This is a genomic window from Paenibacillus sp. RC67 (assembly GCF_030020805.1).
Classification (GTDB): Bacteria; Bacillota; Bacilli; order Paenibacillales; family NBRC-103111; genus Paenibacillus_S.
The window spans coordinates 2701380-2724320 of record NZ_CP125098.1 but is presented as its reverse complement, the minus strand read 5'-3'; the positions used below and the strand labels follow the sequence as shown (position 1 = coordinate 2724320).

Here is a 22941-nt window from a genome sequence, read left to right as displayed (position 1 = left end):
GCGGGCTTTTTTATTAAAATTGTATGTTCTTTTCGATAAATGCCTTCAGCTCGCTGATTGGCATACGAGTTTGTTCCATCGTATCGCGATGGCGGACTGTAACTTGACCGTCCTGTTCCGATTCAAAATCATAAGTGATACAGAATGGCGTACCGATTTCATCGTGACGACGATATCTTTTACCGATGGAGCCTGCATCATCATAATCGACCATGAAATGTTCGGACAAATCAGCAAAAATCTTCTGAGCGCCTTCAGCCAATTTTTTGGACAATGGGAAGATCGCTGCTTTAATTGGTGCCAATGCGGGATGGAAGCGAAGTACGGTACGGCTGTCATCGCCTTCAAGCTGCTGCTCTTCATAAGCATCGATCAGGAAAGCTAACGTTACGCGGTCCGCTCCAAGCGAAGGCTCGATGCAGTAAGGCACGTAGCGCTCGTTCGCTTCTTGGTCGATATAATTGAAATCTTCGCCCGAATGCTCCATATGCTGTTTCAAGTCATAGTCGGTACGATCTGCAATACCCCACAGCTCGCCCCAGCCAAACGGGAATTTGAATTCGATATCTGTCGTAGCGTTACTGTAATGGGACAACTCATCATCGGAATGATCGCGAAGACGGATATTGGCTTCTTTCAAGTTTAGGCTTAACAGCCACTGGTAGCAGAAGCTTCTCCAATACTCAAACCACTGCATATCCTCACCTGGTTTGCAGAAAAACTCAAGCTCCATTTGCTCGAATTCACGGGTGCGGAAGGTGAAGTTACCTGGAGTAATTTCGTTACGGAAGCTTTTACCGATTTGGCCGATACCGAACGGCAGTTTTTTTCTCATGGTACGCTGAACGTTTTTAAAGTTAACGAAAATACCTTGAGCCGTTTCCGGACGCATGTATACAACGTTAGAACTTGATTCCGTTACACCTTGGAACGTTTTGAACATCAAGTTGAATTGACGAATATCGGTGTAATCGAAAGCTCCGCAATCTGGACATACGATGTGGTGCTCTTGAATCAAGCCCATCATTTGATCGAATGTCATACCGTCAACAACGATTTCAATGTCTTTTTCCGCCAGTGCGTTTTCAATGATTTTATCCGCGCGGTGACGGGATTTACATTTTTTACAATCGATCATAGGATCATTGAAATTACCAACATGACCCGAAGCTACCCATGCTTGAGGATTCATCAGAATGGCTGCATCCAAACCGACATTATAAGGGGATTGCTGGATGAACTTTTTCCACCATGCACGCTTGATATTATTTTTCAGCTCGACTCCTAGTGGACCGTAGTCCCATGTATTGGCCAAACCGCCATATATTTCAGAGCCGGGAAAAATAAATCCACGGTGCTTCGCTAACGCTACAACTTGATCCATAGTTACTGTCATTATTTGTTCTCTCCTTCTGCTTTCTGCAGTTGTTTCAGCATATGCTCTACAATACGGTAAGAATTCTCCGAAGCCTGTACCGTAAACTCGGCAAAGTTAACATGTGCGGATCCATCCGCTTTGTCGGACATGGAGCGGATAATAACGTGGGGAATCTCATTCATTACGCACACTTGAGCAACTGAAGCCCCTTCCATCTCCGTGCAAGTACCTTGAAGTTCACTGTACAGCTTGGATACGGTTTCCCTGCTTGCGATGAATTGATCGCCAGAAAGAATTCTCCCAACCTTCACACGTCCAGGAAACAGCTCCCCGCTAGCGTTAACCGCCAATTGGCGTAAAGCTTCATCCGCTGCGAACACCGATGTTTCCTCATAAGGTATCGTCCCGATAGGAAATCCAAGAGCTGTAACATCCATATCATGCTGCATAGATTCGGATGAAACTACGATATCTCCGACGTTCAATTCAGGATCGACTGCTCCGGCCACACCAGTAAAAATGATTGCGTCAACACCATATGTATCAATCAGCACCTGAGTTGTAACGGCAGCGTTAACCTTGCCAACTCCAGATTTGCAAAGCACGATCGGTTTCCCGTGGAAAAGTCCTTCTCTAAACTGCACTTTGGCTTTTTCCGTTACGTTCACCTGTTCCATATGCTGTAAAAACTGTTCAATCTCTTCTTTCATCGCGCCGATGACTCCGATTTTTCCGTAAGACAATTGATTTCCTCCTAAGAGTTTGCAAAGCAAACGATCTTCGTAAGTAATTTACGCCCTCACAAAAGAAAGAGGCTCACATTAACGATGAGCCACCGAGTTTCTATGAATGACATCATGCGGTAAAATAACCTGCATTTGCTCCGACGCGTCTTTCGTTTCTTTGTTCATCAGCTTCGTTAACAGTCTCATGGATACAGCTCCGATATCATACATTGGCATTGCCACTGTAGTTAACTGAGGACGGACCATAGAAGCCATTCGAATGTTGTCTACGCTAATAACAGACATATCTTCAGGTACCTTATATCCATTATCCTGCAGTGTATGAATCGCGCCGATAGCCATTTCGTCTGTTGCTGCGAAAATCGCTGTCGGAAGCTCACTAAGCTCCAAGAAGTGCTTGGTTACTTCAAGCCCAGATTCATAACGGTAATTTCCGATCCGAACATATTCATCACGAACAGGAATGCCCGCTTCCTCCAACGCTTTCTTATAACCCTGATAACGAGCAAATCCGTTAGCCGGATCCTGAAGCGTTCCCGAGATCATCGCAATATTACGATGGCCGTTCTCAATCAGAACCTTCACTGCATCATAAGCAGCCTTCTCATGGTCAATATCGACGGAAGCAATCGTGTTATTCTCATCGGTAGTGGCACACAGCACGATAGGTACTGCAGACGTTTTGAAGGCTTGAATGTGCTCTTCTGTCACGACACCGCCCATAAATAACAGCCCGTCCACTTGTTTTTCCAACAAAGTGTTGATAACGCGAATTTCTTTCTCTTTCTTCTTATCCGCATTACACAAAATAATATTGTAGTGGTACATATTCGCGATATCTTCAATCCCTCTGGCAACTTCAGAGAAAATCGAGTTCGATATATCTGGAATAACTACACCGACTGTAGTCGTCTTCTTACTTGCCAATCCTCTTGCAACGGCATTTGGTCTATAACCCAAACGCTCAATGGCCTCAAAGACTTTCTTACGAGTTTGCGGCTTCACGTTGGGATTATTGTTGACAACCCTCGAAACGGTTGCCATGGAAACGCCTGCTTCTCTGGCTACATCATAAATGGTTACAGTCACGGTCATTCTCTCCATTATAGTAAAATGTATAATGCTGCGATCGTATACTATTAAGCCCTATCATACGACAAAATCAGGTTTAACGCAATAAATACGGGACCTTCTTACTTGTATAGTATCAAATAATGCAAAAAAAGCCAACTGCGGCGCAGTTGGCAATCAAATAAACCTCATTTTTTGTATTTAAAAATGAGCGTAGTTCGAGTTTTTTCATGCAAAAACCTTCGTCAAAATATCGACATACCTTGTTTCTAAGCCACTATATGCTGCTAAGCAATATCGTTCACGGACATCGAATGGTTCGCAATCTGACCCAAACGCTTACGAATGTCGTCCAACCAATGGTCATCTTTTAACGATTGTGCCAGCAGCAAAAGATCAAGTAACTCATTGATCCGGTCTTCTACGATTTTCTCGACTGGATCAGCCGCGTATTGTTTATCTGTCACCATCTTCATAAGGTGCGCAATCTCGCTGATGTCGTTAAAATACAGTTGCTGCTTCTCAGGCAAATTTCCCAGGCTTCCAATAATTCCGGTAAGCTCAGGCTTGACTTGAGCAACGACTTCACTTCTTTGACAGGTTTCACAAGAATAAACAGGAACATTCTCTATCTCTACTTTGTTCTGATAAATGACAGTCCGCAGTTTTATGCCCATCGCGCTGCCACACTTGCACTGCTTCTGCAACTCATACCACTCCTTTGTTCCAACAACCAAATCATTGAGCGCGGCAGTTTAATTAATCCCTCATTGAATCAACCGATGCATGATCTGTTCCTCGTCCCCAAAGCAAGTCATTCACCCCTTACATTGGTTCATGCAGGGGTAGTACGTGAATTAAGCTTTTGGATTATTGGGATCAATAAACCTACTCTTCTATGATACAAATATTCTACTTCCGCATTTAAACTCCTTCTGATGACCCTCTAGTAATATTAACCACAAAAAGACCGCTATCTCAGATAAGATAACGGTCCTGTTACGATGAAACCTATTCATTTCAAATGGAATCCTTAGTCGACTATCCTCTGATTCCAGCCCTAATATGACTTGATTAGAATGTCTTATTTACGAGTATAGTCAGCTAACACTCTAACGAATTCTTTAGTAAATGCAGGTAAATCTGGAGGTCTTCTGCCTGAAACGATGTTCCGGTCCACAACCACTTCTTTATCCACCCAAATAGCTCCTGCATTTTCCAGATCATCTTTAATTCCCGGCGTAGATGTCATCGTGTAACCAGCGCATATTTTCGCAGAAGCTAATACCCAACCGGCATGGCATATATGTGCAATGGGCTTCTCAGTCTCATGGAATTCCTTGGTCAGACGAAGCACGTCAGCATAGCGGCGCAGCTTGTCAGGAGCCCAACCGCCTGGAACATAAAGACCAATATAATCTTCGCTCACAACATCCTCAAAAGCATACTCCGTAGTTAAAGGCACTCCATACTTCCCGTGATACACCGTGCCGGCTTTTGGACCGACCAAATGAACTTCAGCACCTGCTTCCTTCAAACGAAGAACAGGGTACCACATCTCCAGATCTTCGAATTCTTCATCAACGAATGCCAATACTTTATACCCTTTTAATTCCATAGAACGTCTCCACCTTCCCACCATATGGTACTCTATCTATTTCGCGACTACATCCTGCCGAAGATTAGAATTTAAAACTTCCAAAATGGATTTGCTGTTTTTGCATCGCAATAATTGATCCCAGATTACAGCCCCTTCACTATGATGACTTTGAAGCAAGCTGTTTTTTACAGGCAATATCGATTGTACGGACATGCTAAGCTCTTGAATGCCCAGTCCCAGCCATATAGGCAAGGCGCGAATGTCACCCGCCATTTCACCGCATACGCTCACGTGAACGCCGGAGTCTTTTGCGGCTTCTACGGTCCTTTTTAGCATCCGTAGTACGGCAGGGTGGAATGGATCATATAAATGAGCAACTGTTTCATTCATACGGTCTACGGCAAGCACATACTGCACCAAATCATTGGTACCAATACTAAAAAAGTCGACGTGATCTCCCAGGATGTCAGCAATCACCACTGCAGCAGGCACTTCAATCATAATGCCTACCTCGATGTTCTTATTAAAAGGTAGTCCTTCCTCACGCAGCTCTTCCTTTGCAGCCTCTAGAACTTCATTAGCTTTCAGAAGCTCTTCGAGGGAAGAAATCATTGGATACAATATTTTGATATTACCATAATGGCTGGCTCTTAGAATGGCGCGTAGTTGAGTCTGGAACAGATCAATTCGGTCCAGTGATATGCGGATCGCTCGATATCCTAGCGACGGATTATCCTCTTCAGGCAGCTCGATGTAGTCGAGACTTTTGTCGCCGCCAATATCCAACGTCCGAATAACAACTCGCCTTCCGCCAAGCTTCTCAGCTACCTGCTTGTATACCTCGAACTGCTCTTCCTCTAAAGGAAGGCTGTCTCTGTCCATATACAGAAACTCGGTTCGGAACAATCCGACTCCCGAGGCACCATTATTCAATACTTGATCAAGCTCCTTCACGGAGCTGATGTTAGCTGCCAATTGAAACGAGACTCCGTCCGCGGTTTGAGCAGGAAGATGAGCCAATGTTTGCAGCTTATCCTTCCTTACCTGCAAGATGGCTTTTCGGGTCTTATATTCCTCAACAAGCTCGTCCGAAGGATTGATGTAGACACAGCCTTCATCGCCATCAATAATAAGGTAATCCCCATTTTGAATAGGGGTACTGAGCTTGCCTTCAAGCCCAAGTACATAAGGAACACCCATTGCCCGTGCCATAATGGCTACATGGGATGTCTTTCCTCCCAGCATAGTAACCAGACCTAACGCCAGGTTCGTGTCCAGATGGACCATTTGCGAAGGAGAGAGCTCTTTGGCAACGACAAGATACGGTTGATCCTTCGGGGGGAGTGTCTCCTCTAAGGCACCTAACAGATGCTTTAGAAGTCGATTACCGACATCCTTAATGTCAAGTGCTCTCTCCTTCATATATTGATCGTCCAGCAAATCAAACATATTGACAAATTTCTCAATCGCTTCTTTAACTGCAACCTCCGCAGCCTTGTACTGCTTCTGCATAATCCCCTGAACCTCGTTCATAAAAATAGGATCCTCCAGAATTGCCAAATGCGCGTCGAATATAGAGGTTTGTTCCTCCCCTAGAACGGATACGAATTCTTGTTTAATGGTTTCTATCTCGTCCTTGGAAGAACGAATTCCGTCGTAGAGCCGCTCGAATTCAAAAGCTAAATCGGTGACATCGATCAGCTTATCCGGGAAGTCCCATTCCCAGGTCGGAATGACGAAAGCTTTCCCCATCGCTATTCCTGATGAAGCTCCGATCCCTTTAGCCAAAAGTGTTCCCTCCCCCTGTAGCATCCTTCAACACAACCGACATCACTGATGCCTGACCTTTTTTGACTGTTTTAAAAGGCGCAAAGCTCCAAGATTTCACTTTATCCACATTCGTAATGATCATCGGCGTCGCCAGCGATTTGCAGTTTTGCTTCACTTTATGCAGATTAAAGCGGATTAACAGCTGTCCCGCTTCCACATAGTCGCCTTCTTTGATATGAGCCGTAAACCATTTGCCCTGTAGCTGTGAAGTGTCTATTCCAATATGGAGCAATACCTCAAGTCCCTCATCCGTTTGGATACCAACCGCATGGAGAGATGGATACAAAATAATAATTTTACCGGCTACCGGTGCAACAAGCTCTCCTTTATCCGGCATGAAAGCAACTCCGTTGCCTACCAGCTTGCCCGCGAATATTTGATCCGGCACCTCTTCCAAAGGCATCATCCGTCCTTGCATCGGGGCACTGAACAAGACTCTTTGGATATCTTTCATCAAAACTTTCTTGATCTCTTCTCGGATTAGCTCCGAATAGGTCCCGAAAACGACCTGGACATTGCCTCCGCCTAAACGAATAACGCCCGCAGCCCCCAAATGTTTGAGTGCCGCCGTATCCATCAGCTTATCATTGTTTAATGTGAGCCTAAGTCTAGTTATGCAAGCTTCAATTTTTTTAATATTGTTCTTACCGCCAAGCGCCTGCAATATTAACGGAGAACGGTAAGGAATATCGCCTGCCCACTCTTCCAACTGCGAGCCTTCCTCCCTGCCCGGGGTAGGTATCCGGAACTTGCGAATGGCCCACCGGAACAAAAAGTAATAGACGAAAAAGTAAGCAAGTCCGATAGGGATCAGCATCCAGCCATTATGAGACAAATGATAATTGATTATAAAGTCAATTGCTCCGGCCGAATAAGAGAATCCGTGATGGATATCTAAATAATATGCAATCCACATAGAAAGACCTGACAATATCGCGTGAACAATAAACAAATAAGGAGCAACAAACAAGAATGCAAACTCTATCGGTTCGGTTACTCCTGTTAAAAAAGAAGCAAGTGCCGCCGTTAGAAAGGTGATGCGGATTTTCGGTTTTAAATCTTCCCTTGCCTCATGAATAATCGCCATAGCAATAGCAGGCAGAGCAAACATCATGATCGGATACAATCCGGCCATGTAGATACCTGCCTTCGGGTCTCCTGCAAAAAAACGCGGCAAATCGCCGAATATCATTTCTCCACTTGGCTTTTCATACGCTCCCAGTTGAAACCAAAACAAATTGTTGAATACATGATGCAACCCTGACGGCACCAGAAGTCGATGGATGACTCCATACACGAATGTACCGAAGCCTCCTAGACCTAAGATCGCCGTAGATAACGTTTGCATAAAATATTCCAAATAGGGACCGATCTGAATAACAATCAGAGTGAGCACCAGAATGGAAAAGCCCATTAAAAGCGGAACCATTCGAGGCCCGCCAAAAAACTGGATGTATTCCGGCAGCTGGATGTGTTTCACACGATGATATATGATAGCCGCGATGAGACCGATTAATATACCGCCAGGAATGCCTAAATGAAACTCATCCCCTAAATAATGACGGATAGCCTGGTTAAACATAATTTGACCAATTAATGCCGACATTCCGGCAATTCCTGCGCCTTCCGTTAAACCAAGGGCAACGCCGACCGCGAATATCACAGGCAAGTACGTAAATATGGTATTGCCAAAAAACAGCATAATTTCCCCAACACGGGACATATGTACGTCTTGCCATGGCAGCGTCCCGAGACGCAGTAAAATAGCTGCAACAGGGATCGTAATCGTCGAAAGCATTAAGGACCGACCTAACTGCTGCAAATTACCCATCCAGTTCAAACCAACCGCTCCCTCCTTTCTTACTCGATGGTAAGGCCAATGTGCCAATTTGTCAAACAACCCCAAACCAATTTGTTCGGGGCTGTTTGTCATCTTATGAGAAAGTCGGGAATTGTGAGGAATAGCCGCTAAATTGCTGCTTCGCTTGTGTAATTTCTTGTTTATCGGCCGCTTTCATCTTATACCAGCCTTTTTCGAACATAAGATTAAATAACTGCCATTGTGATTCATGCTGTGTATTTAGAATGGAGGAAATGGTTTTACGAAGCTCCGGGTTTTGAACTTCGTTCAGTCCGGTATTGAAGCCTGTTGTCATATATTTTTCCAACATCAGAATGTCGTTGATATGATCTCTGTCATTCATTTGCGGTCCTTTTACCTTTGGAAGCTCTCCTGTTTGAGGCTTTGCAATTTCCATCGTCGGCATGGTTATGCTCCTCCTTCTTATTTCAAATGATTAAGAATACTGTTGTATTGATCGAGATGGGCTTGCCCCGTCTGCTCAATCATTTGTTTAATCTGCGGATCCTGGCACATGTCTGCCGTTTCTTTACACTTTTTCATAGCAAGCAGTTCCCAGGATAGAAAATCTTTAATATAGCTGAACTCTTTTTCTGATAATTGGGAACGGTCCGCAGTCATGTTTTGTTGATTGTTCATTCTTTCATCCTCCTGACTCATTAATGGTTAGGATAAAGAGAGCGGGCCCCTAAGCCCGCTCCGCTGCTAAACTGTTAGAACTGAGATCTGTTCATTCCAAATGAAGACATTCCATATTGTTGAGCCGGCTGGTTAGAGTCGGATCTCAGGTAAGCATCATGACCTTGTTGGTTACCACGGTAGTTGGCCGTGTGATAAGATTGTTGGGATTGGGCTTGTCCAAATTGCTGCGAATTGCCCATTCCGGAATTATAGGAATTCCCAGATCCCATAGCATACTGGTTTTGAGCAGGCTGATTGGAATCGGAACGCAAGTATGCGTCATGACCTTGTTCGTTACCACGGTAGTTGGCCGTGTGGAACGATTCAGGGTTTTGTTGTTGATTATATTGTTGATTTGAATACGATGCATTAAATTGGTTATTGTATGCAGGTGCTTGGCTGATATAACTTGTCGTGTATTGCTGCGCCGGTTGGCTGGAGTCAGAACGCAGATAAGCATCGTGCCCTTGTTGATTACCACGGTAGCTCGCTGTGTGATAGGATTGCGAGAAGTTGGAGTATTGGTTCGAGCCTTGATTCTGTTGGTTGCCCATGTTGGAGTTATTGGATTGATTGTATTGGGATTGAACCATACCTACCGGTTGGTATCTATTTTCCAATCCGCGATACTGGGAGGTCACGTTCCCGGAACTCATTTGTGGTTGAAAGCTATTTTGTTGAAAGTTTTGATTCATAACAAAAATCCTCCTTAGGAAGTTTAAAAGTCTTCCGGGATCGGTTACTCAACCGTTGCTCTTCCAGAAGCCTTTCTTATTGTCTCTAAGGAGGTTTTATTTTATTTATGGTAGCTATTGGTTTTGAAAGCTATTTTTTTCTAAGATTGAAGCACAATCTGCTTTAATCTTGCAGTTGCATCCTCTGGCTTTGAATTCTTGGTAATGGCAGATACGACTGCGACACCATGGGCTCCGGCCTGTATAACAGAAGCCGCATTATTGTCTTGTATACCGCCAATGCCGACCATAGGTACAGGCCATCGATTGGCAATCTCCCGAATTAAGGTCGTTCCAATGGCATCTCCTGCATCCTGCTTGGTAGAGGTAGCGTAAACTGGGCCAATGCCTAAATAATCTGGACTTTGAGACATTGCCCATTCTGCTTCTTCCATACTGCCAGCAGATATCCCAATAATTTTATTGTCGCCTAACAATTTTCTTACTTCTTGGCCAGGAATGTCATCTTGCCCTACATGCACTCCGTCTGCATCAAGCAAGATAGCTACATCGACCCGGTCATTGACAAGAAATGGAACGCCATATTGACGGCACAAATCACGCAGCAAAACTCCTTGCTCCAGAACCTGCTTCAACGGTGCCTTCTTTTCTCTCAGCTGAAAGATGGTAACGCCGCCTTCCAGAGCTTCTCTAGCAATATCCAGCGCAGTTCGATTTCCGTAATTATCCAGCCCCATTACCAAATAGACAGGTAAATGGTTCACTATACTTTCACGATACAACTTATTTCCCTCCAGGCAGCAAAATGGAGTCCTCCACCTTAATACAGCGGTCCATGATGACTTCTAGTCCCCCAGCGCGGGCTATGTCAGCGGCTTCTTCATTAAAAATTCCTTGTTGAAGCCAGAACACCTTTGCATGAATTTTGACAGCTTCTTCAGCGACAGGAGTTACCGTTTCACTGCGGCGGAACACATTTACGATATCTACCGGCTCAGGAATGTCAGATAGCGAAGCGTAACAGGTCTCTCCCAATATTTCAGTCGCATTCGGATTAACAGGGATAATGCGGTAGCCTTTCTTTTGCATTGCTTCCGCCACCATATACGAGACGCGATCCGGTTTATCAGATAACCCAACGACAGCTACATTGCGTGCAGCGACCAAAATTTCCTTGATATGATCACGGGATGGATTCTCAAAAGCCATTACCATTCATCTCCTCTATTATTTGGTATAGGATAGGGCTTGACTTCCCATAGCTTCCCAAGTTTGCAGAAACTGAGTTTTATCTATTCTCACTTTGCTCTTCCCATTATAGGGATCATTGACATATACGTTCTCTTCATCGAAGCCGACAAGTAAGACTGCGTGCTCCATAAACGTCGTTTGAATAGGTCCGATCGGCGTATCCCAGACAACCCATTTATCAGGTACTTGATAATTAATAGTAGTCCATACGACAGAAGGAATTCCATCACGGAGCTGATCCTCCAGTTGTTCAAAAGGCAGCCGTGTAAAATCTTTCGCTGTAGGAATATACTTCTTCTGCAGCTCAAGTAAAGCTCCATGATAAATCCCGAAGCCTTTGGAGGCTCCCGTAATATCACCGACAAAACCTGTATTCGGATTCCCCCAATAAGCTATAGAGCCATCTCCATTGCGTTTTAATGGGGTAGGATCCTTCTTCAGTTCAGGTACAAGCTCCATCTTACTTTTATCAACGCCGAAATATTGAATCAGCATGGTCAGGCTTGTCAGCTCACAGCCCGAAGGTAATTCAGGATACTGCCTGATTGCAGGGGCATCCAGCATGACTGAAGCCGCTCGCGGTACCTCCGCTACAGGAGCAGGAGCTAGATTTACTGCTGCAGCGGTCTCAGCGTAAGCCACCGAAGACTCGTCTGCATACCAGGCCTGTCCCGTTAGTTTGGCGTAAATAAGTATACATAATACTCCACTGACAAACATCAGCCCTATAATCGTAAAAAAACCGAGTGAAACCTGGATTCCCTTCCAAAGCACCTTCATTATGACTCAACCCGCTTGTTTTTAATAGATAATAGGAACACTGTCCGTCAATTGTTTATTACTTTTTTAACTCAAAAAAAGTGGAACTACTCTTGAACCAGCTCGATATTGGCACCTAGAGAAAGTAAATGCTCAAAATAATGAGGATACGATTTGGCAACATGGTGCGCATCGTTAATAATAAGACCTTTCTCTGAACGTAAACCTACAACAGTCAAAGCCATAATGACGCGATGATCATAATGCGCATTGATTTCTACCCCGCCGGTTACTCCTTGTGGACGACCATGAATAATAATTTCACTTTGTTTTTCTTCTACTTCCGCACCCGCCTTACGAAGCTCGTTAAGGAAATCCGTAATACGGTCGCATTCTTTATACCTTAAGTTTTCAACATTGTAGAACCGGGACGTCCCTTCAGCAAAGACAGCTGCAGCAACCATGGCAAGTACGGCATCCGTAAAGTGATCTCCGTCAAATTCTCCTGCTTGAAGCTGCTGATTCCCTTTAACATGTACAACTCCATTTTCATGGGTTAAATTTACACCCATTGCACGGAGAACGTCGACAACCGCCTTTTCTCCTTGCTTGCTTTGCTCTTCCAAACGTAGAACTTTAACATCAGAATTCGTAACAGCGGCTGCGGCCAAAATAGCTGCGGAGCCTGGGTAGTCGCCTTGGACGACATATTTTTGAGGCTGATACTGTTGACGTCCAGGAATTTTATAATGCATCAAATCTTCGGAAGCCTCGATATGGATGCCTGCTTGGGCAATAACTTCTAAGGTTTGACCGACAATAACTTTAGATTTCAAATCATGGAGTACTTCGATCTCACTGTCTTCATCCAGCAAAGGAGTCATGAACAGCAGTGAGCTTAAAAATTGAGAACTCACGTTACCTGAAACTTTAATTTTTCCGCCGTGCGGCTTACCGCCACGAATAGTTATCGGAAGCTTGCCTTCACGATGATCAACCTCTACTCCCATTTGTTGAAGAGCATCGATCAAGTCGTTATGCGGCCTTTTCCCTAAGGAATCCGGGTACTTATTAATAAAAGTCAGCTCCGGACAAAATGCAGCAATAGACATTAAGAAGCGGAGTACTGCTCCTGCGTTGCCAACGTTCAGTTCTTGTACATGTTTAGGGTTCTTTCCAAAACCCCGGATCGTCATTTTCTCTTCGTCTTCTTCAACAACCGCTCCCAAATCGCGGATACAGCGGCGCATAGCATCACTGTCTTCGCTGTGAGCAGGATAATATACCGTGCTTGTCCCATCTGCCAATGCTCCTATCAGCAGGTAACGGGTCGTGTAGTTTTTGGAGGACAACGCATTAATTGTTCCCTCTAAATGATTTGTCGGTTTTACGATGGCTTTCATGAATATGTATCTCTCCTGTTCCGCATAAAAAGTTACGAAATCATTAGGCAATTTCAGATTATTGCCAGTTTACCATACCCTATGAGGGTTGGAAACCGGAAGTTTGACACCTGTACGGTTTTCTCTATATCATGTGATAGATGAGTATACACCAATTTCAATAACCTACTGGAGGTTTATTTATTATGCAAACTATTACTCCCCAAGAACTGAAATCCCGTCTAGATAAGGGGGAAAAGCTCGACATTATCGACGTTCGCGAGGCCGAAGAAGTAGCTCTGGGCATGATCCCAGGTGCCGTTCATATCCCTCTAATGCAAATCCCTGAACGACTGGCCGACATCCCTCAAGACCGGGAAACAATTCTCGTTTGCCGCAGCGGCAATCGCAGTGGTAGAGCGTATGATTTTCTTAGCGCTCAAGGTTTTACCAAATTGAAAAATATGAGCGGCGGCATGCTCGAGTGGGAGCAGCTTTAAAGGTTCATTTCCGCTAAGATGACTTCTACGATTTCCTGAACTGTCAATATGCTTGTATCGATCTTCTGGTCAGCAAAGTCATATGCATGCTTGCGCACTTCCAGCAACGTATGCACTCTCTCGGCAACATCCCCCTGCACCAAAGGACGGTTTTGATCCTGACTGACACGTTCAATGATCGTTTGCGCATCTGCGGTTAATGCAACTACATAGCCCTTCTCCTTCATCACCGTGCGGTTTTGCTCTGCCAAAACCGCCCCACCTCCGGTGGCTACGATACATCTTCCCTCTTTCAAGGATGCTTGGATGACCTTGCTTTCAACTTGTCTAAATGCCGGCTCCCCAAGCTCTGCAAACATATTGCTTATAGTCATCCCCTGTTGTTCCTCAATCACATCATCCGTATTGACGAAACGCCACCCTAATCGAGCAGCCAGTGCATGTCCTACCGTGGATTTTCCGGTACCCATAAATCCTATTAATACGATATTGGTTTTTTCCAAGTTTCACACCTCTTGACAGCTTCTGCCTAACCCTACAATCATATCATACGTTCAACTTGATGAATAGAAATAGCAATAAATTCATATGATGGAATGTGAATAGATTCCAGTCTTTTCTGCTAAGATGATACTATGAAACCTATATCAAGGAGAGATGATTTGTTGATACATTCAGCCATGTCTCAGTCGCAGAGTCCTATTCCTAATGCTGCACAGCGGAAGCTGGAGCAAATATTGAATCCTGCGCACCCCTTATGCAGAGATGACGTCGTCTGGATTTTGGAATACATTAAAAAAAAGGTGGCTGAAGAAGATCCGGAATTACTGGACCTTTCTCAACCACGCTTGTTACAAAACTTTCGGTATTTTGCGGAAATCGCTTTGATGCTTATCCAGCGCCGCAACGGATTCGATCAGGAGGCGGACCGTCTGAAGCATTGGATCTATGAGGCCTCCTACGGTCTTCATCCTATCAAACCAAACGGGCGGGTTAAAAAGGATTAGTTTTCCATCCAGTTGAAGTGGAAACTTCCTTCTTTATCCAAGCGTTTGAATGTGTGAGCTCCAAAGTAATCTCTTTGCGCCTGCAGCAGGTTAGCTGGCAAACGCTCTGTGCGGTAACTGTCATAGTAAGCCAATGCGGATGCAAAGGCAGGAACAGGAATACCACGAGTTACAGCAGTTGCTACAACGGTTCTCCAAGCATCTTGATAGTTGCCTACAACGCCTTGGAAGTACTCGTCGAGGAGCAAGTTATTCAATTCCGGGTTGCGATCGTATGCATCTTTAATATTTTGCAGGAAACGAGCGCGGATAATGCAACCGCCACGGAAAATCATTGCGATGCTGCCGTAATCCAATCCCCAGTTATACTCTTCGGAAGCGGCTCTCATTTGAGCGAAACCTTGAGCATAGGAGCAAATTTTGCTAGCGTAAAGCGCTTTGCGAACAGCTTCGATAAACTGCTTGCGGTCTCCTTCGAAAGCAGGCGTTTGCGGGCCGCTCAATACTTTGCTTGCAGCAACGCGCTCTTCTTTCATAGCGGAAAGGAAGCGAGAAAATACGGATTCCGTAATGATCGACAATGGTACTCCAAGATCCAGGAGCTTTGGCTTGTCCATTTACCTGTACCTTTTTGGCCTGCGGAATCAAGGATTACGTCTACCATGGCTTTACCGGTTTCTGGATCTTTCTTCGTGAAAATATCGGTAGTGATCTCGATCAGGTAGCTATCAAGCTCTCCTTTATTCCACTCAGCAAAAATCTCATGAAGCTCTTCTGTGCTGACATTCAATACATCTTTCAACAGCTGGTAAGCTTCGCAAATTAGCTGCATGTCGCCGTACTCGATACCGTTATGAACCATTTTAACGTAATGTCCTGCGCCGTCTGGTCCGATGTATGTGCAGCAAGGATCGCCGTTTACTTTTGCAGAGATAGCTGTCAAAATTGGCTCAACCAATTCGTAAGCGTCTTTTTGACCGCCTGGCATAATGGAAGGACCTTTCAATGCGCCCTCTTCACCGCCAGAAACGCCTGTACCGATAAAGCGCAAGCCGTGAGCGGACAAGTCTCTGTTTCTGCGTTGAGTGTCAGGGAAGTAAGCATTACCGCCATCAATAATGATGTCGCCTTCTTCCAGGTGAGGGATCAAGGAGTCGATAGTAGCATCCGTTCCTGCTCCAGCTTGAACCATAATCAATACTTTACGTGGTTTTTCAAGAGAAGCTACGAATTCCTCAATGCTGTATGTACCTACCAGGTTCTTGCCTTTTGCTTCCTCGATCAAAGCATCTGTTTTTTCACGGGAACGGTTGAATACCGATACAGTGAAGCCTCTGCTCTCAATATTTAATGCCAGGTTTTTACCCATGACTGCTAATCCGATAACGCCTACTTGTTGTTTAGACATATGGTTTCTCTTCCTTCCTTGTCATTGTATTGGTGATTTAACATTTTTTTGAACATATCGCAAAACCGGTCGTGAGCAGCATCACTACCTTATTTCATCGGCAGCTTTTGATGCTGCTTACTTGAAGACCTGTTCTACACGAAGTTCAACCGTCTATTAAATCGTCATAGATCCATAACCGCCGTCTACGCGAAGCAGCGAGCCGGTTACAAAGCTGGACGCCTTGTCAGAAGCGAGGTAAACAGCAGCACCTTGAAGCTCTTCCGCTTCACCGAAACGATTCATTGGAGTGTGACGCAAAATCGATTCCGTACGCTCAGGAGACAAGATTTTACGATTTTGTTCTGCCGGGAAAAAGCCCGGAATGATGGCATTAACGCGAACGCGAGCCGGTGCAAATTCACGTGCCAAGAACTTAGTCACGTTGTTCACAGCCGCTTTGGATGCCGAATAAGTGAATACGCGGGACAATGGTGGCTCGGAAGATACGGACGAAATGTTGATGATGCTGCCGCCTTCGCCGTTGTCCACCATATGTTTCCCAAACACTTGGCAAGCTAACACAACGCTTTTGAGGTTAACTTCCATAATGGAGTCCCACTCTTCCATCTTCAGTTCGAAGAATGGCGTTGCGCTGTTCATGCCAGGGCAGTTCATCAATACGTCGCAGCGGCCTGTCCAAGCCAGTACATCTGCAAGAACTTGTTGAAGATCTTCGACTTTAGTCGCATCGGCTGTGAAGCATTTTGCTCTGCCGCCTGCTTCTTCAATTTTTTTCGCAACCGCTTCGGATTTCTCCGCGTTACGGCCAACGACAGCCACATCGGCGCCATGTCCGCCTAATGCTACGGACATAGCTCCCCCAAGAGTACTGTTACCTCCGATAATTACTGCTGTTTTTCCTGTCAAATCGAACAAATTCATGATGATCCTCCTCATGTATAGGTGTTGCATATGAACCGTCTGTTGGAGTGGTACTACTTCGTATGCTGTTGCTGATATGCAGCTATAGCATCGAATTCATCCTTCAACTGATGGTACACACGATTATAAATATTTGTCAACTGTTGATACAGCTGATGGTTCCCGGAATCCGGTTGATGACGATGATGAACCTGCATCCAGTTATGCACGGAAGAGAAGTCTTTGATCTCCCCCATAGCCAACATACCGAGCTGTGCTGCACCTAAACCTGAGCTTTCGATCGAGTTCGGAACAGCAACAGAGCTGCCTGTTACGTCAGCCATGCATTGCAGCCAGAAGCTGGAGCGTGCAAAACCGCCGGATGCGCGAATTTCCTTAGTTGGCCCGGAAAGCTCTTCCAAAGCGCTCAGAACGGAGTTGATACGATAGACAACCCCTTCTAGCACGGAACGAATCATATGTTTTTTCTGATGGTACAGAGATAAACCAAAGAATACGCCTCGCGCATTAGCATTCCAATAAGGCGCACGTTCCCCTGTCAGAAGTGGAAGGAAAATAAGACCATCAGACCCTGCTGCTACTTCCTCAGCCAGAGTAGTTAAATAATCATATGGATCCATTCCTCTGCGACGCCCTTCTTCGGCCTCTGCAGTAGCCAGCTGATCTCTTACCCAGCGGAACATTATACCACCGTTGTTGATTGCGCCTCCTACAACCCAGAAATCCTCTTTCAGAGCGTAGCAGAACAGTCTTCCTTTGGGGTCTGTTACCGGCTCGCGAACAACGCCACGCACTGCACCGGAAGTCCCGATTGTAACCGCGTATATTCCTTCTTCAAATGCACCTACACCAAGGTTAGCCAATACTCCGTCGGAAGCGCCTACTACAAAAGGAGTATCCGCAGGAAGGCCCATCGCTTGAGCATACTGCTCCTTCATTCCAGAGACACGGTGCACTGTCGACACAGGCTCAGAGAGCTGTTCTTCTCTTACACCGCATGCTTTAAGAGCCAGCTCGTCCCACTTCAAATTGCGAAGGTTGAATAGTCCAGTAGCGCTTGCGATAGAATAGTCGACGATAAATTGGCCGAACAGCTTGGCAAAAACATATTCCTTAATTCCGATAAATTTATGAGCATTCTCAAACACATCCGGACGATTGTCGCGCAGCCACATAAGCTTCAGAAGCGGCGACATCGGATGAAGCGGTGTGCCTGTATTCAAATAAATTTGGTGACCGTTCAGCTCTTCCTTCAAAGGCTTAACATAGCCGACACTGCGGTTATCCGCAAATGTGATCGATTGCGTCAACAAATTAAGATCACGGTCGACAGCTATTAAGCTGTGCATCGCAGAGCTAAAAGAAACGCACAGGACTTGACTTGGTAAGATTCTAGCTTTTGCAATAACGGCTTGAATGCCGGTTACAAGTGCATGAAAGATTTCCTCTGGGTTCTGTTCAGCCATATCCGGTCTAGGCGTATTCAGAGGGTATTCGATAGAATTCGAAGCTAGAACGCGGCCGTCCCGGTCAATAACCAGTGTTTTGGCACTGGTCGTCCCGAGATCGGCAGCGATGATGTATGGCTTTGAAATCAAACTCATTTCGCTAAATTCCCTTCGCTGTCAAATTGCAAATCATAAGGCTCCGTCAAAATTTCAATGTCCGGATGCAGCTTGGCTTCTTCAAGCAAGTTAACCGAAATTTCAATCTCGCCCAAATGCAAAGTATCCTGGATGCGCACCAGCTTACATTTCGTGTAATCCAAAATGTTGCAGGTCTTAACGCCAGCTTTAATAGCATAAAAATCGTTATCGAGTGTCGTCGAAATTTTGGTAGGAGCACACACGGTCGAAGTCAAGCCATTGACAAATGTAGCTGCTCTGTCCATTTGGTCAACCAAACGTTGAGTTGTAAAATCTGCTGTACCTACGCCGTTCGCATTCCCTTTGGTCTCCGGAGTCAGATCGAGAACGATCATCTTGGAAACGTCTGGTCCACCATGAGCGTATGGAGTTGGGTAACGGCCCGTTACGTTCGGATCCATGCCGTCGCCGCTGATGTTCTTACCGATATAGTCAATGACGAGAACGTCAATTTGGTCAAACAAAATTTTTGGAAGGCGCGCCTTGGCTTCTTCCAACAGCTGCATTTCACGTTCTTCGATTTGTGCAGCAGGAAGCACCTCGATGCGGCAAGTTTGGTCATAGGCGTTCTCAACCAATGCCACACCAAAAATAATAGGCAGCTTTTCAATCATGATGTTAGCCATGGCTGGAACGTTTTCCGCCATATATTTAAATCCTAATTGGTGGCAGGCTTCCGCCCCTTTTTGTTTACCCAGACCGATGGAGATCATTTTCATAATCCCGCTTTCAATGCGGCCTCGGAATGCAGTATGAGGTTTAACACGGTTAATGACTACGATAGCATCCGCAGTGGAAGCGATCTTGTCTACGTAGACAGGCAACCCGTTAGGAAGCTCATCGATTTTGACAACTTCCATAGAAGAACGGATAGGCGCTCCCATTGCTTCTTCGGTAACTCCAAGATGGTGCAGAACGTCCTTCTGGCCATCCGCCGTTGCACCGCCATGGCTGCCCATGCAAGGTACGATAAACGGCTCGCCGCCTGCTTGCTTGATGGCATCAATCGTAATTTTCGTAAATAAAGCAATGTTAGCAACGCCGCGGCTTCCTACGGCTACCGCAACTTGTTGTCCTGGTTTAATTTGATCTACTGTACCTGGCTTTTTCAGCTCCTGCTCCAGCACTTCCGACAAGTTATCGATTGTTGTGTCATCAAACTTTTGACGAATACGCACCATTTGCGGAATGGGAATGTCTTCAAGAACCTGTCTTAAAATACTCATACTTCTAAACGCCTCCTGCAATTGTTTTAACGGAATCTCGGATAATGAGCTCCGTTCGAATGAAGATGGTCTCTTTCTCCACCTGTTTGTTTTCTATAAAAGTGAGCAGCTTTGCCGCGCCTTCCCGGCTAATTTCCTCAATCGGCCTCCGAACGGTTGTTAGCGCCGGAGTCACGAACGCGGAAAAAAGCTGATCGTCGAAGCCTACGACGGAAATATCACCAGGAACGGACAATTGCTTCTCATTTATCGCTTTAATAGCACCTAACGCCATCTCGTCATTACAGCAAAAAACAGCCGTAGGCCTAAGATCCAGTGTCAACAGCCGCGCCATGGCGGCATATCCGCTCTCAACGTCGTAGTTTCCATGTACCCTATACTCTTCCCTTACGGTTACGTTATATTGATTCATCGCTTCCATATAACCTTCTCGCCGCGCTTGCGTCGATTTGAAGTTCTCTTTCCCTTCAATGATCGCAATATCTCGGTGGCCTTGATTAATCAAATATTCAACAACGAGAAAGGCGCCTCGCAAGTCGTCGGGGATAAGATTCATCACAGGGATGGCATCGATCTGACGATTTAATACGACCAGTGGAATATCCCGTTCCGTCACATATTCGATAAAAGGCTGGTCGGACGAGCTTTGGCTCATAACCATAATGCCGTCAAAGCTCTTACGGTTAATTTTATGAAAGCTTTTATAGTCGTCAATGCCTCGTACAATCAAGTTGTATTGATCCTGTATGACGTCATTGACCCCTTTAACCGCTTCGTACAAGAACCCGGCTGACGTACCAGTATGGAGAGTTGAAAAAAACAATCCCAAGTTGTATGATCGATCAAGGACCAGACTCTTGGCGCTGTAGTTTGGGGTGTAATTCAAGTTAGCCGCGAGCTGCTGGATTCGTTCCTTCGTCTCCTGATTGATAAGCGGACTGTCATTTAGAGCCCTTGAGACCGTAGTATGCGAAACATTAGCCAGCTTGGCAATGTCTTTGATCGTAACACTCAATCCTACCACCTCTGTTTTATAATATCATACAGCTGCACACGTTAACAACGAACATTTTTTGCGAAGCATTGATCTGTTTTGCTCTACAGCCAAAAATTCATCTTGGAAACTCCCTGTTCTTCTCGAATTTTATTTTATTGTACCCATAGAAAATGGCCTGTGCATAATATACACAGACCATTTCAATCGTACCGTTTACATTTCAAGCTGCAGCATTTCATGCCTGAGTTCCATCAACCTTTCTTTGCACAATTTAACGGCTTTAGCGTCTCCTGACTTCAATGCATCCTGAAGGGTAGCCAGCTCGTAATCAAGCTCCAGCCTCAGAACAGGAATACGGTCGTCAGGTCTCTTGGATCGAAAAGCTTGCATCATTTCCTCCACCGTCACCACCGGCTCCTTTTGAAACAATACTTTGTGCTCGACACCAGAAATCTCAACCATCCGGATTATTTCACCAAACATAATATTTTCGATTAAAATTTGCCTGTCCTTGAACCGTTTGACTACGGCATGACCGCGGGTATCTCCTATCATCTTCTCCATCAATTCCGCCAGCTTCTCATCCTTGAACGAATAATTCCCGACGATTTTGTAGCGATCTCCTATGCGCTGAAATTTCAGCTTCACCAGCTTCCGTCCCGTGCGGATCGAGACAATGAATTGTTGGTCGCTCTCATTCCAGTATAACGAATACCCCTCTTGAATCAGCGCTTTAATGAAGTTACGGATTAGCCGACGGTCAAATCGTAACTCAAGGTTGCAATATTCCACTTCATGACTCTTACTCACGGCAATCCCCTCCCAAATGGTACATAAACCCCGGCAATCTAAGGTGATAAGACTGATTTAAGGATCGCCCGGATTTTGATAGAATTTTCAGACAATTCAGTTACTTAATTCTATCTTATTATGAATCATATGATTTAGCAACTTGGATTATTGACTTTTTTCCTTGAATTTCAATCCATTTTTTTAATGCAAAAGGACCGCCTCCGCTGGAGACGATCCTCTTCATTGCAAAACCTACTTTTGTTCATCGCTTTGCTGACTTGTCTGGTTAATCTTGTGATCCAGTTCATCATTCAAGTCGGTTCGGGTTTCTACATTCACGCTATACGTCATATTTTCTCCTAAGCCCTGCTTATCCAAACGAAGGATAGCTCTAAAATAATGATTTTGATTAATATTGAATCCATTGCCTCTGCCGCTCATCGTTTGATACACCAAATATTCATAACGGTCCTCGCCGTCAATTTTCTCAATCATGATCGGTTTTGTGGAATAATAAAAATCTTTAATTGTAAAATTGGATGTGCTTTTTACATAATCCTTTAGTTTGGCAAGCTTTTCTGTGTTCACTTCATTCGCGATGACGTAATTCTCCTTGTTGGTCCGGGACACGGCCGGCGCTTGACGCCACCTCTTCCTAGCTTCCGTATCGCTAACGTACAATACCCCGGTCAGCTTCTCACGGTTCTTCTTCAAGCCCTCGGTATCAATTCCCATCCTTCGCAAATCAGACAAACGGTAATAAACCCCGGAGCCGCTATCGGAATACACCGTCAACAGAGGGTATTCCGCACCTAAATAAGTTACCCATTGCGATGCTGGTGAGCGAAGCGTGAACTCTTCATATGTCGTATCTTTTTCCTCAGCTGGCTGCTCTGAATTAATCCGGCTGTTGATATAGATCGTCTTGTTATCGCTTTTCCAAAGAATGTTCGCGCCAAGCATATTGCCGAGCTCTTTTAACGGTAAATAGCTTTTATCCTGATACACAAGGGTTGGCCCCTCCAGCTTAATCGGCTTACCGTCTAACACTATGTTAAAATCCGGACGCAAGTAGGCCTCGACTCTTTGCAAAATATCTTCGGCATACACTCCCGCGGTAAATGTTCCACCCAGTACTGCCCCCATAATTAAAACGCGTTTCCATTGTTTCATTGCAGCTCAAACCT

23 protein-coding genes and 1 pseudogene are annotated in these 22941 nt (G+C 45.1%); 2 read left to right on the top strand and 22 right to left on the bottom strand.

What is annotated here, in order from left to right; all coding sequences use genetic code 11:
* Positions 1 to 13: 13 nt before the first annotated feature.
* From QMA13_RS12355 to aroA, 14 genes are all read right to left on the bottom strand, one after another.
* Entirely contained in the window at positions 14 to 1396 is a 1383-nt protein-coding gene (locus QMA13_RS12355; RefSeq protein WP_282941684.1) for a glycine--tRNA ligase, read from the bottom strand.
* The gene (locus QMA13_RS12350) at positions 1396 to 2121 is read right to left on the bottom strand and encodes a 5'-methylthioadenosine/adenosylhomocysteine nucleosidase (RefSeq protein WP_282941683.1); all 726 of its coding nucleotides are present in this window, start codon (positions 2119 to 2121) and stop codon (positions 1396 to 1398) included. Before QMA13_RS12350 ends, QMA13_RS12355 begins: the two co-directional genes overlap by 1 nt.
* Positions 2122 to 2199: 78 nt before the next feature.
* Positions 2200 to 3213 carry a catabolite control protein A gene (ccpA, locus tag QMA13_RS12345; RefSeq protein WP_282941682.1) on the bottom strand — a complete coding sequence of 338 codons (1014 nt, stop codon included), beginning with the start codon at positions 3211 to 3213 and terminating at the stop codon, positions 2200 to 2202.
* A gap of 269 nt (positions 3214 to 3482) precedes the next feature.
* A complete protein-coding gene (locus tag QMA13_RS12340; RefSeq protein ID WP_282941681.1) occupies positions 3483 to 3902 on the bottom strand; it encodes a hypothetical protein in 420 nt (139 codons plus the stop codon).
* Between the two features lie 377 nt (positions 3903 to 4279).
* On the bottom strand, positions 4280 to 4813 hold the full coding sequence (locus QMA13_RS12335) for a type 1 glutamine amidotransferase domain-containing protein (RefSeq protein WP_282941680.1): 534 nt from the start codon (positions 4811 to 4813) through the stop codon (positions 4280 to 4282).
* 36 nt (positions 4814 to 4849) lie between these two features.
* Complete coding sequence (gene ptsP, locus QMA13_RS12330; protein ID WP_282941679.1) at positions 4850 to 6583, bottom strand: phosphoenolpyruvate--protein phosphotransferase; 1734 nt, start codon at positions 6581 to 6583, stop codon at positions 4850 to 4852.
* Positions 6576 to 8465 carry a glucose PTS transporter subunit IIA gene (locus QMA13_RS12325; protein WP_282941678.1) on the bottom strand — a complete coding sequence of 630 codons (1890 nt, stop codon included), beginning with the start codon at positions 8463 to 8465 and terminating at the stop codon, positions 6576 to 6578. Before QMA13_RS12325 ends, ptsP begins: the two co-directional genes overlap by 8 nt.
* A 94-nt stretch (positions 8466 to 8559) precedes the next feature.
* A complete protein-coding gene (locus tag QMA13_RS12320) occupies positions 8560 to 8892 on the bottom strand; it encodes a spore coat protein (protein ID WP_282941677.1) in 333 nt (110 codons plus the stop codon).
* 17 nt (positions 8893 to 8909) lie between these two features.
* The gene (locus tag QMA13_RS12315) at positions 8910 to 9125 is read right to left on the bottom strand and encodes a hypothetical protein (RefSeq protein WP_282941676.1); all 216 of its coding nucleotides are present in this window, start codon (positions 9123 to 9125) and stop codon (positions 8910 to 8912) included.
* Positions 9126 to 9199: 74 nt separating this feature from the next.
* The gene (locus QMA13_RS12310) at positions 9200 to 9862 is read right to left on the bottom strand and encodes a hypothetical protein (protein WP_282941675.1); all 663 of its coding nucleotides are present in this window, start codon (positions 9860 to 9862) and stop codon (positions 9200 to 9202) included.
* Positions 9863 to 10002: 140 nt separating this feature from the next.
* Complete coding sequence (gene thiE / locus QMA13_RS12305) at positions 10003 to 10644, bottom strand: thiamine phosphate synthase (protein ID WP_282941674.1); 642 nt, start codon at positions 10642 to 10644, stop codon at positions 10003 to 10005.
* A gap of 1 nt (position 10645) precedes the next feature.
* A complete protein-coding gene (locus QMA13_RS12300) occupies positions 10646 to 11071 on the bottom strand; it encodes a CoA-binding protein (RefSeq protein WP_282941673.1) in 426 nt (141 codons plus the stop codon).
* Positions 11072 to 11089: 18 nt separating this feature from the next.
* On the bottom strand, positions 11090 to 11893 hold the full coding sequence (locus tag QMA13_RS12295) for a C39 family peptidase (protein ID WP_282941672.1): 804 nt from the start codon (positions 11891 to 11893) through the stop codon (positions 11090 to 11092).
* Between the two features lie 86 nt (positions 11894 to 11979).
* On the bottom strand, positions 11980 to 13275 hold the full coding sequence (gene aroA, locus QMA13_RS12290; RefSeq protein WP_282941671.1) for a 3-phosphoshikimate 1-carboxyvinyltransferase: 1296 nt from the start codon (positions 13273 to 13275) through the stop codon (positions 11980 to 11982).
* A 185-nt stretch (positions 13276 to 13460) separates the two neighbouring features.
* On the opposite strand from aroA, the gene QMA13_RS12285 reads away from it, so the two are divergent.
* The gene (locus tag QMA13_RS12285) at positions 13461 to 13754 is read left to right on the top strand and encodes a rhodanese-like domain-containing protein (RefSeq protein WP_282941670.1); all 294 of its coding nucleotides are present in this window, start codon (positions 13461 to 13463) and stop codon (positions 13752 to 13754) included.
* Here the strand turns inward: QMA13_RS12285 and QMA13_RS12280 are convergent.
* Positions 13751 to 14257, bottom strand: a complete 507-nt coding sequence (locus QMA13_RS12280) for a shikimate kinase (RefSeq protein WP_282941669.1) — start codon at positions 14255 to 14257, stop codon at positions 13751 to 13753. The genes QMA13_RS12285 and QMA13_RS12280 overlap by 4 nt on opposite strands.
* A gap of 177 nt (positions 14258 to 14434) precedes the next feature.
* Here QMA13_RS12280 and QMA13_RS12275 point away from each other — a divergent pair, with 177 nt between their 5' ends.
* Positions 14435 to 14761 (top strand): hypothetical protein, encoded by a 327-nt coding sequence (locus tag QMA13_RS12275; protein WP_481858215.1) that lies wholly within the window; start codon positions 14435 to 14437, stop codon positions 14759 to 14761.
* Here the strand turns inward: QMA13_RS12275 and gndA are convergent.
* The 7 genes and pseudogenes from gndA to QMA13_RS12240 all read right to left on the bottom strand — a co-directional run bounded on the left by gndA (position 14758) and on the right by QMA13_RS12240 (position 22927).
* A pseudogene (gene gndA / locus QMA13_RS12270) lies at positions 14758 to 16169 on the bottom strand (NADP-dependent phosphogluconate dehydrogenase). The gene QMA13_RS12275 and the pseudogene gndA sit on opposite strands and share 4 nt — an antisense overlap.
* Positions 16170 to 16325: 156 nt before the next feature.
* Positions 16326 to 17093: an SDR family oxidoreductase gene (locus QMA13_RS12265; protein ID WP_282941668.1), complete on the bottom strand. Its 768-nt coding sequence runs from the start codon at positions 17091 to 17093 to the stop codon at positions 16326 to 16328.
* 53 nt (positions 17094 to 17146) lie between these two features.
* On the bottom strand, positions 17147 to 18697 hold the full coding sequence (locus QMA13_RS12260) for a gluconokinase (RefSeq protein ID WP_282941667.1): 1551 nt from the start codon (positions 18695 to 18697) through the stop codon (positions 17147 to 17149).
* Positions 18694 to 19965 carry a nickel pincer cofactor-dependent isomerase, group 22 gene (locus QMA13_RS12255; protein ID WP_282941666.1) on the bottom strand — a complete coding sequence of 424 codons (1272 nt, stop codon included), beginning with the start codon at positions 19963 to 19965 and terminating at the stop codon, positions 18694 to 18696. Before QMA13_RS12255 ends, QMA13_RS12260 begins: the two co-directional genes overlap by 4 nt.
* A 4-nt stretch (positions 19966 to 19969) precedes the next feature.
* Positions 19970 to 20980: a LacI family DNA-binding transcriptional regulator gene (locus QMA13_RS12250; protein WP_282941665.1), complete on the bottom strand. Its 1011-nt coding sequence runs from the start codon at positions 20978 to 20980 to the stop codon at positions 19970 to 19972.
* A gap of 195 nt (positions 20981 to 21175) precedes the next feature.
* On the bottom strand, positions 21176 to 21772 hold the full coding sequence (locus QMA13_RS12245) for a hypothetical protein (RefSeq protein ID WP_282941664.1): 597 nt from the start codon (positions 21770 to 21772) through the stop codon (positions 21176 to 21178).
* A 234-nt stretch (positions 21773 to 22006) separates the two neighbouring features.
* A complete protein-coding gene (locus QMA13_RS12240; protein WP_282941663.1) occupies positions 22007 to 22927 on the bottom strand; it encodes a stalk domain-containing protein in 921 nt (306 codons plus the stop codon).
* Between the last annotated feature and the right edge of the window lie 14 nt (positions 22928 to 22941).

Bases quoted from the DNA above. Each gene is read 5' to 3' on its own strand.
- QMA13_RS12355 (WP_282941684.1), bottom strand. From the start codon at position 1,396: ATGACAGTAACTATGGATCAAGTTGTAGCGTTAGCGAAGCACCGTGGA.
- QMA13_RS12335 (WP_282941680.1), bottom strand. From the start codon at position 4,813: ATGGAATTAAAAGGGTATAAAGTATTGGCATTCGTTGATGAAGAATTC.
- QMA13_RS12320 (WP_282941677.1), bottom strand. From the start codon at position 8,892: ATGCCGACGATGGAAATTGCAAAGCCTCAAACAGGAGAGCTTCCAAAG.
- QMA13_RS12315 (WP_282941676.1), bottom strand. From the start codon at position 9,125: ATGAACAATCAACAAAACATGACTGCGGACCGTTCCCAATTATCAGAA.
- QMA13_RS12310 (WP_282941675.1), bottom strand. From the start codon at position 9,862: ATGAATCAAAACTTTCAACAAAATAGCTTTCAACCACAAATGAGTTCC.
- QMA13_RS12300 (WP_282941673.1), bottom strand. From the start codon at position 11,071: ATGGCTTTTGAGAATCCATCCCGTGATCATATCAAGGAAATTTTGGTC.
- QMA13_RS12295 (WP_282941672.1), bottom strand. From the start codon at position 11,893: ATGAAGGTGCTTTGGAAGGGAATCCAGGTTTCACTCGGTTTTTTTACG.
- aroA (WP_282941671.1), bottom strand. From the start codon at position 13,275: ATGAAAGCCATCGTAAAACCGACAAATCATTTAGAGGGAACAATTAAT.
- QMA13_RS12285 (WP_282941670.1), top strand. From the start codon at position 13,461: ATGCAAACTATTACTCCCCAAGAACTGAAATCCCGTCTAGATAAGGGG.
- QMA13_RS12275 (WP_481858215.1), top strand. From the start codon at position 14,435: ATGTCTCAGTCGCAGAGTCCTATTCCTAATGCTGCACAGCGGAAGCTG.
- QMA13_RS12265 (WP_282941668.1), bottom strand. From the start codon at position 17,093: ATGAATTTGTTCGATTTGACAGGAAAAACAGCAGTAATTATCGGAGGT.
- QMA13_RS12260 (WP_282941667.1), bottom strand. From the start codon at position 18,697: ATGAGTTTGATTTCAAAGCCATACATCATCGCTGCCGATCTCGGGACG.
- QMA13_RS12255 (WP_282941666.1), bottom strand. From the start codon at position 19,965: ATGAGTATTTTAAGACAGGTTCTTGAAGACATTCCCATTCCGCAAATG.
- QMA13_RS12240 (WP_282941663.1), bottom strand. From the start codon at position 22,927: ATGAAACAATGGAAACGCGTTTTAATTATGGGGGCAGTACTGGGTGGA.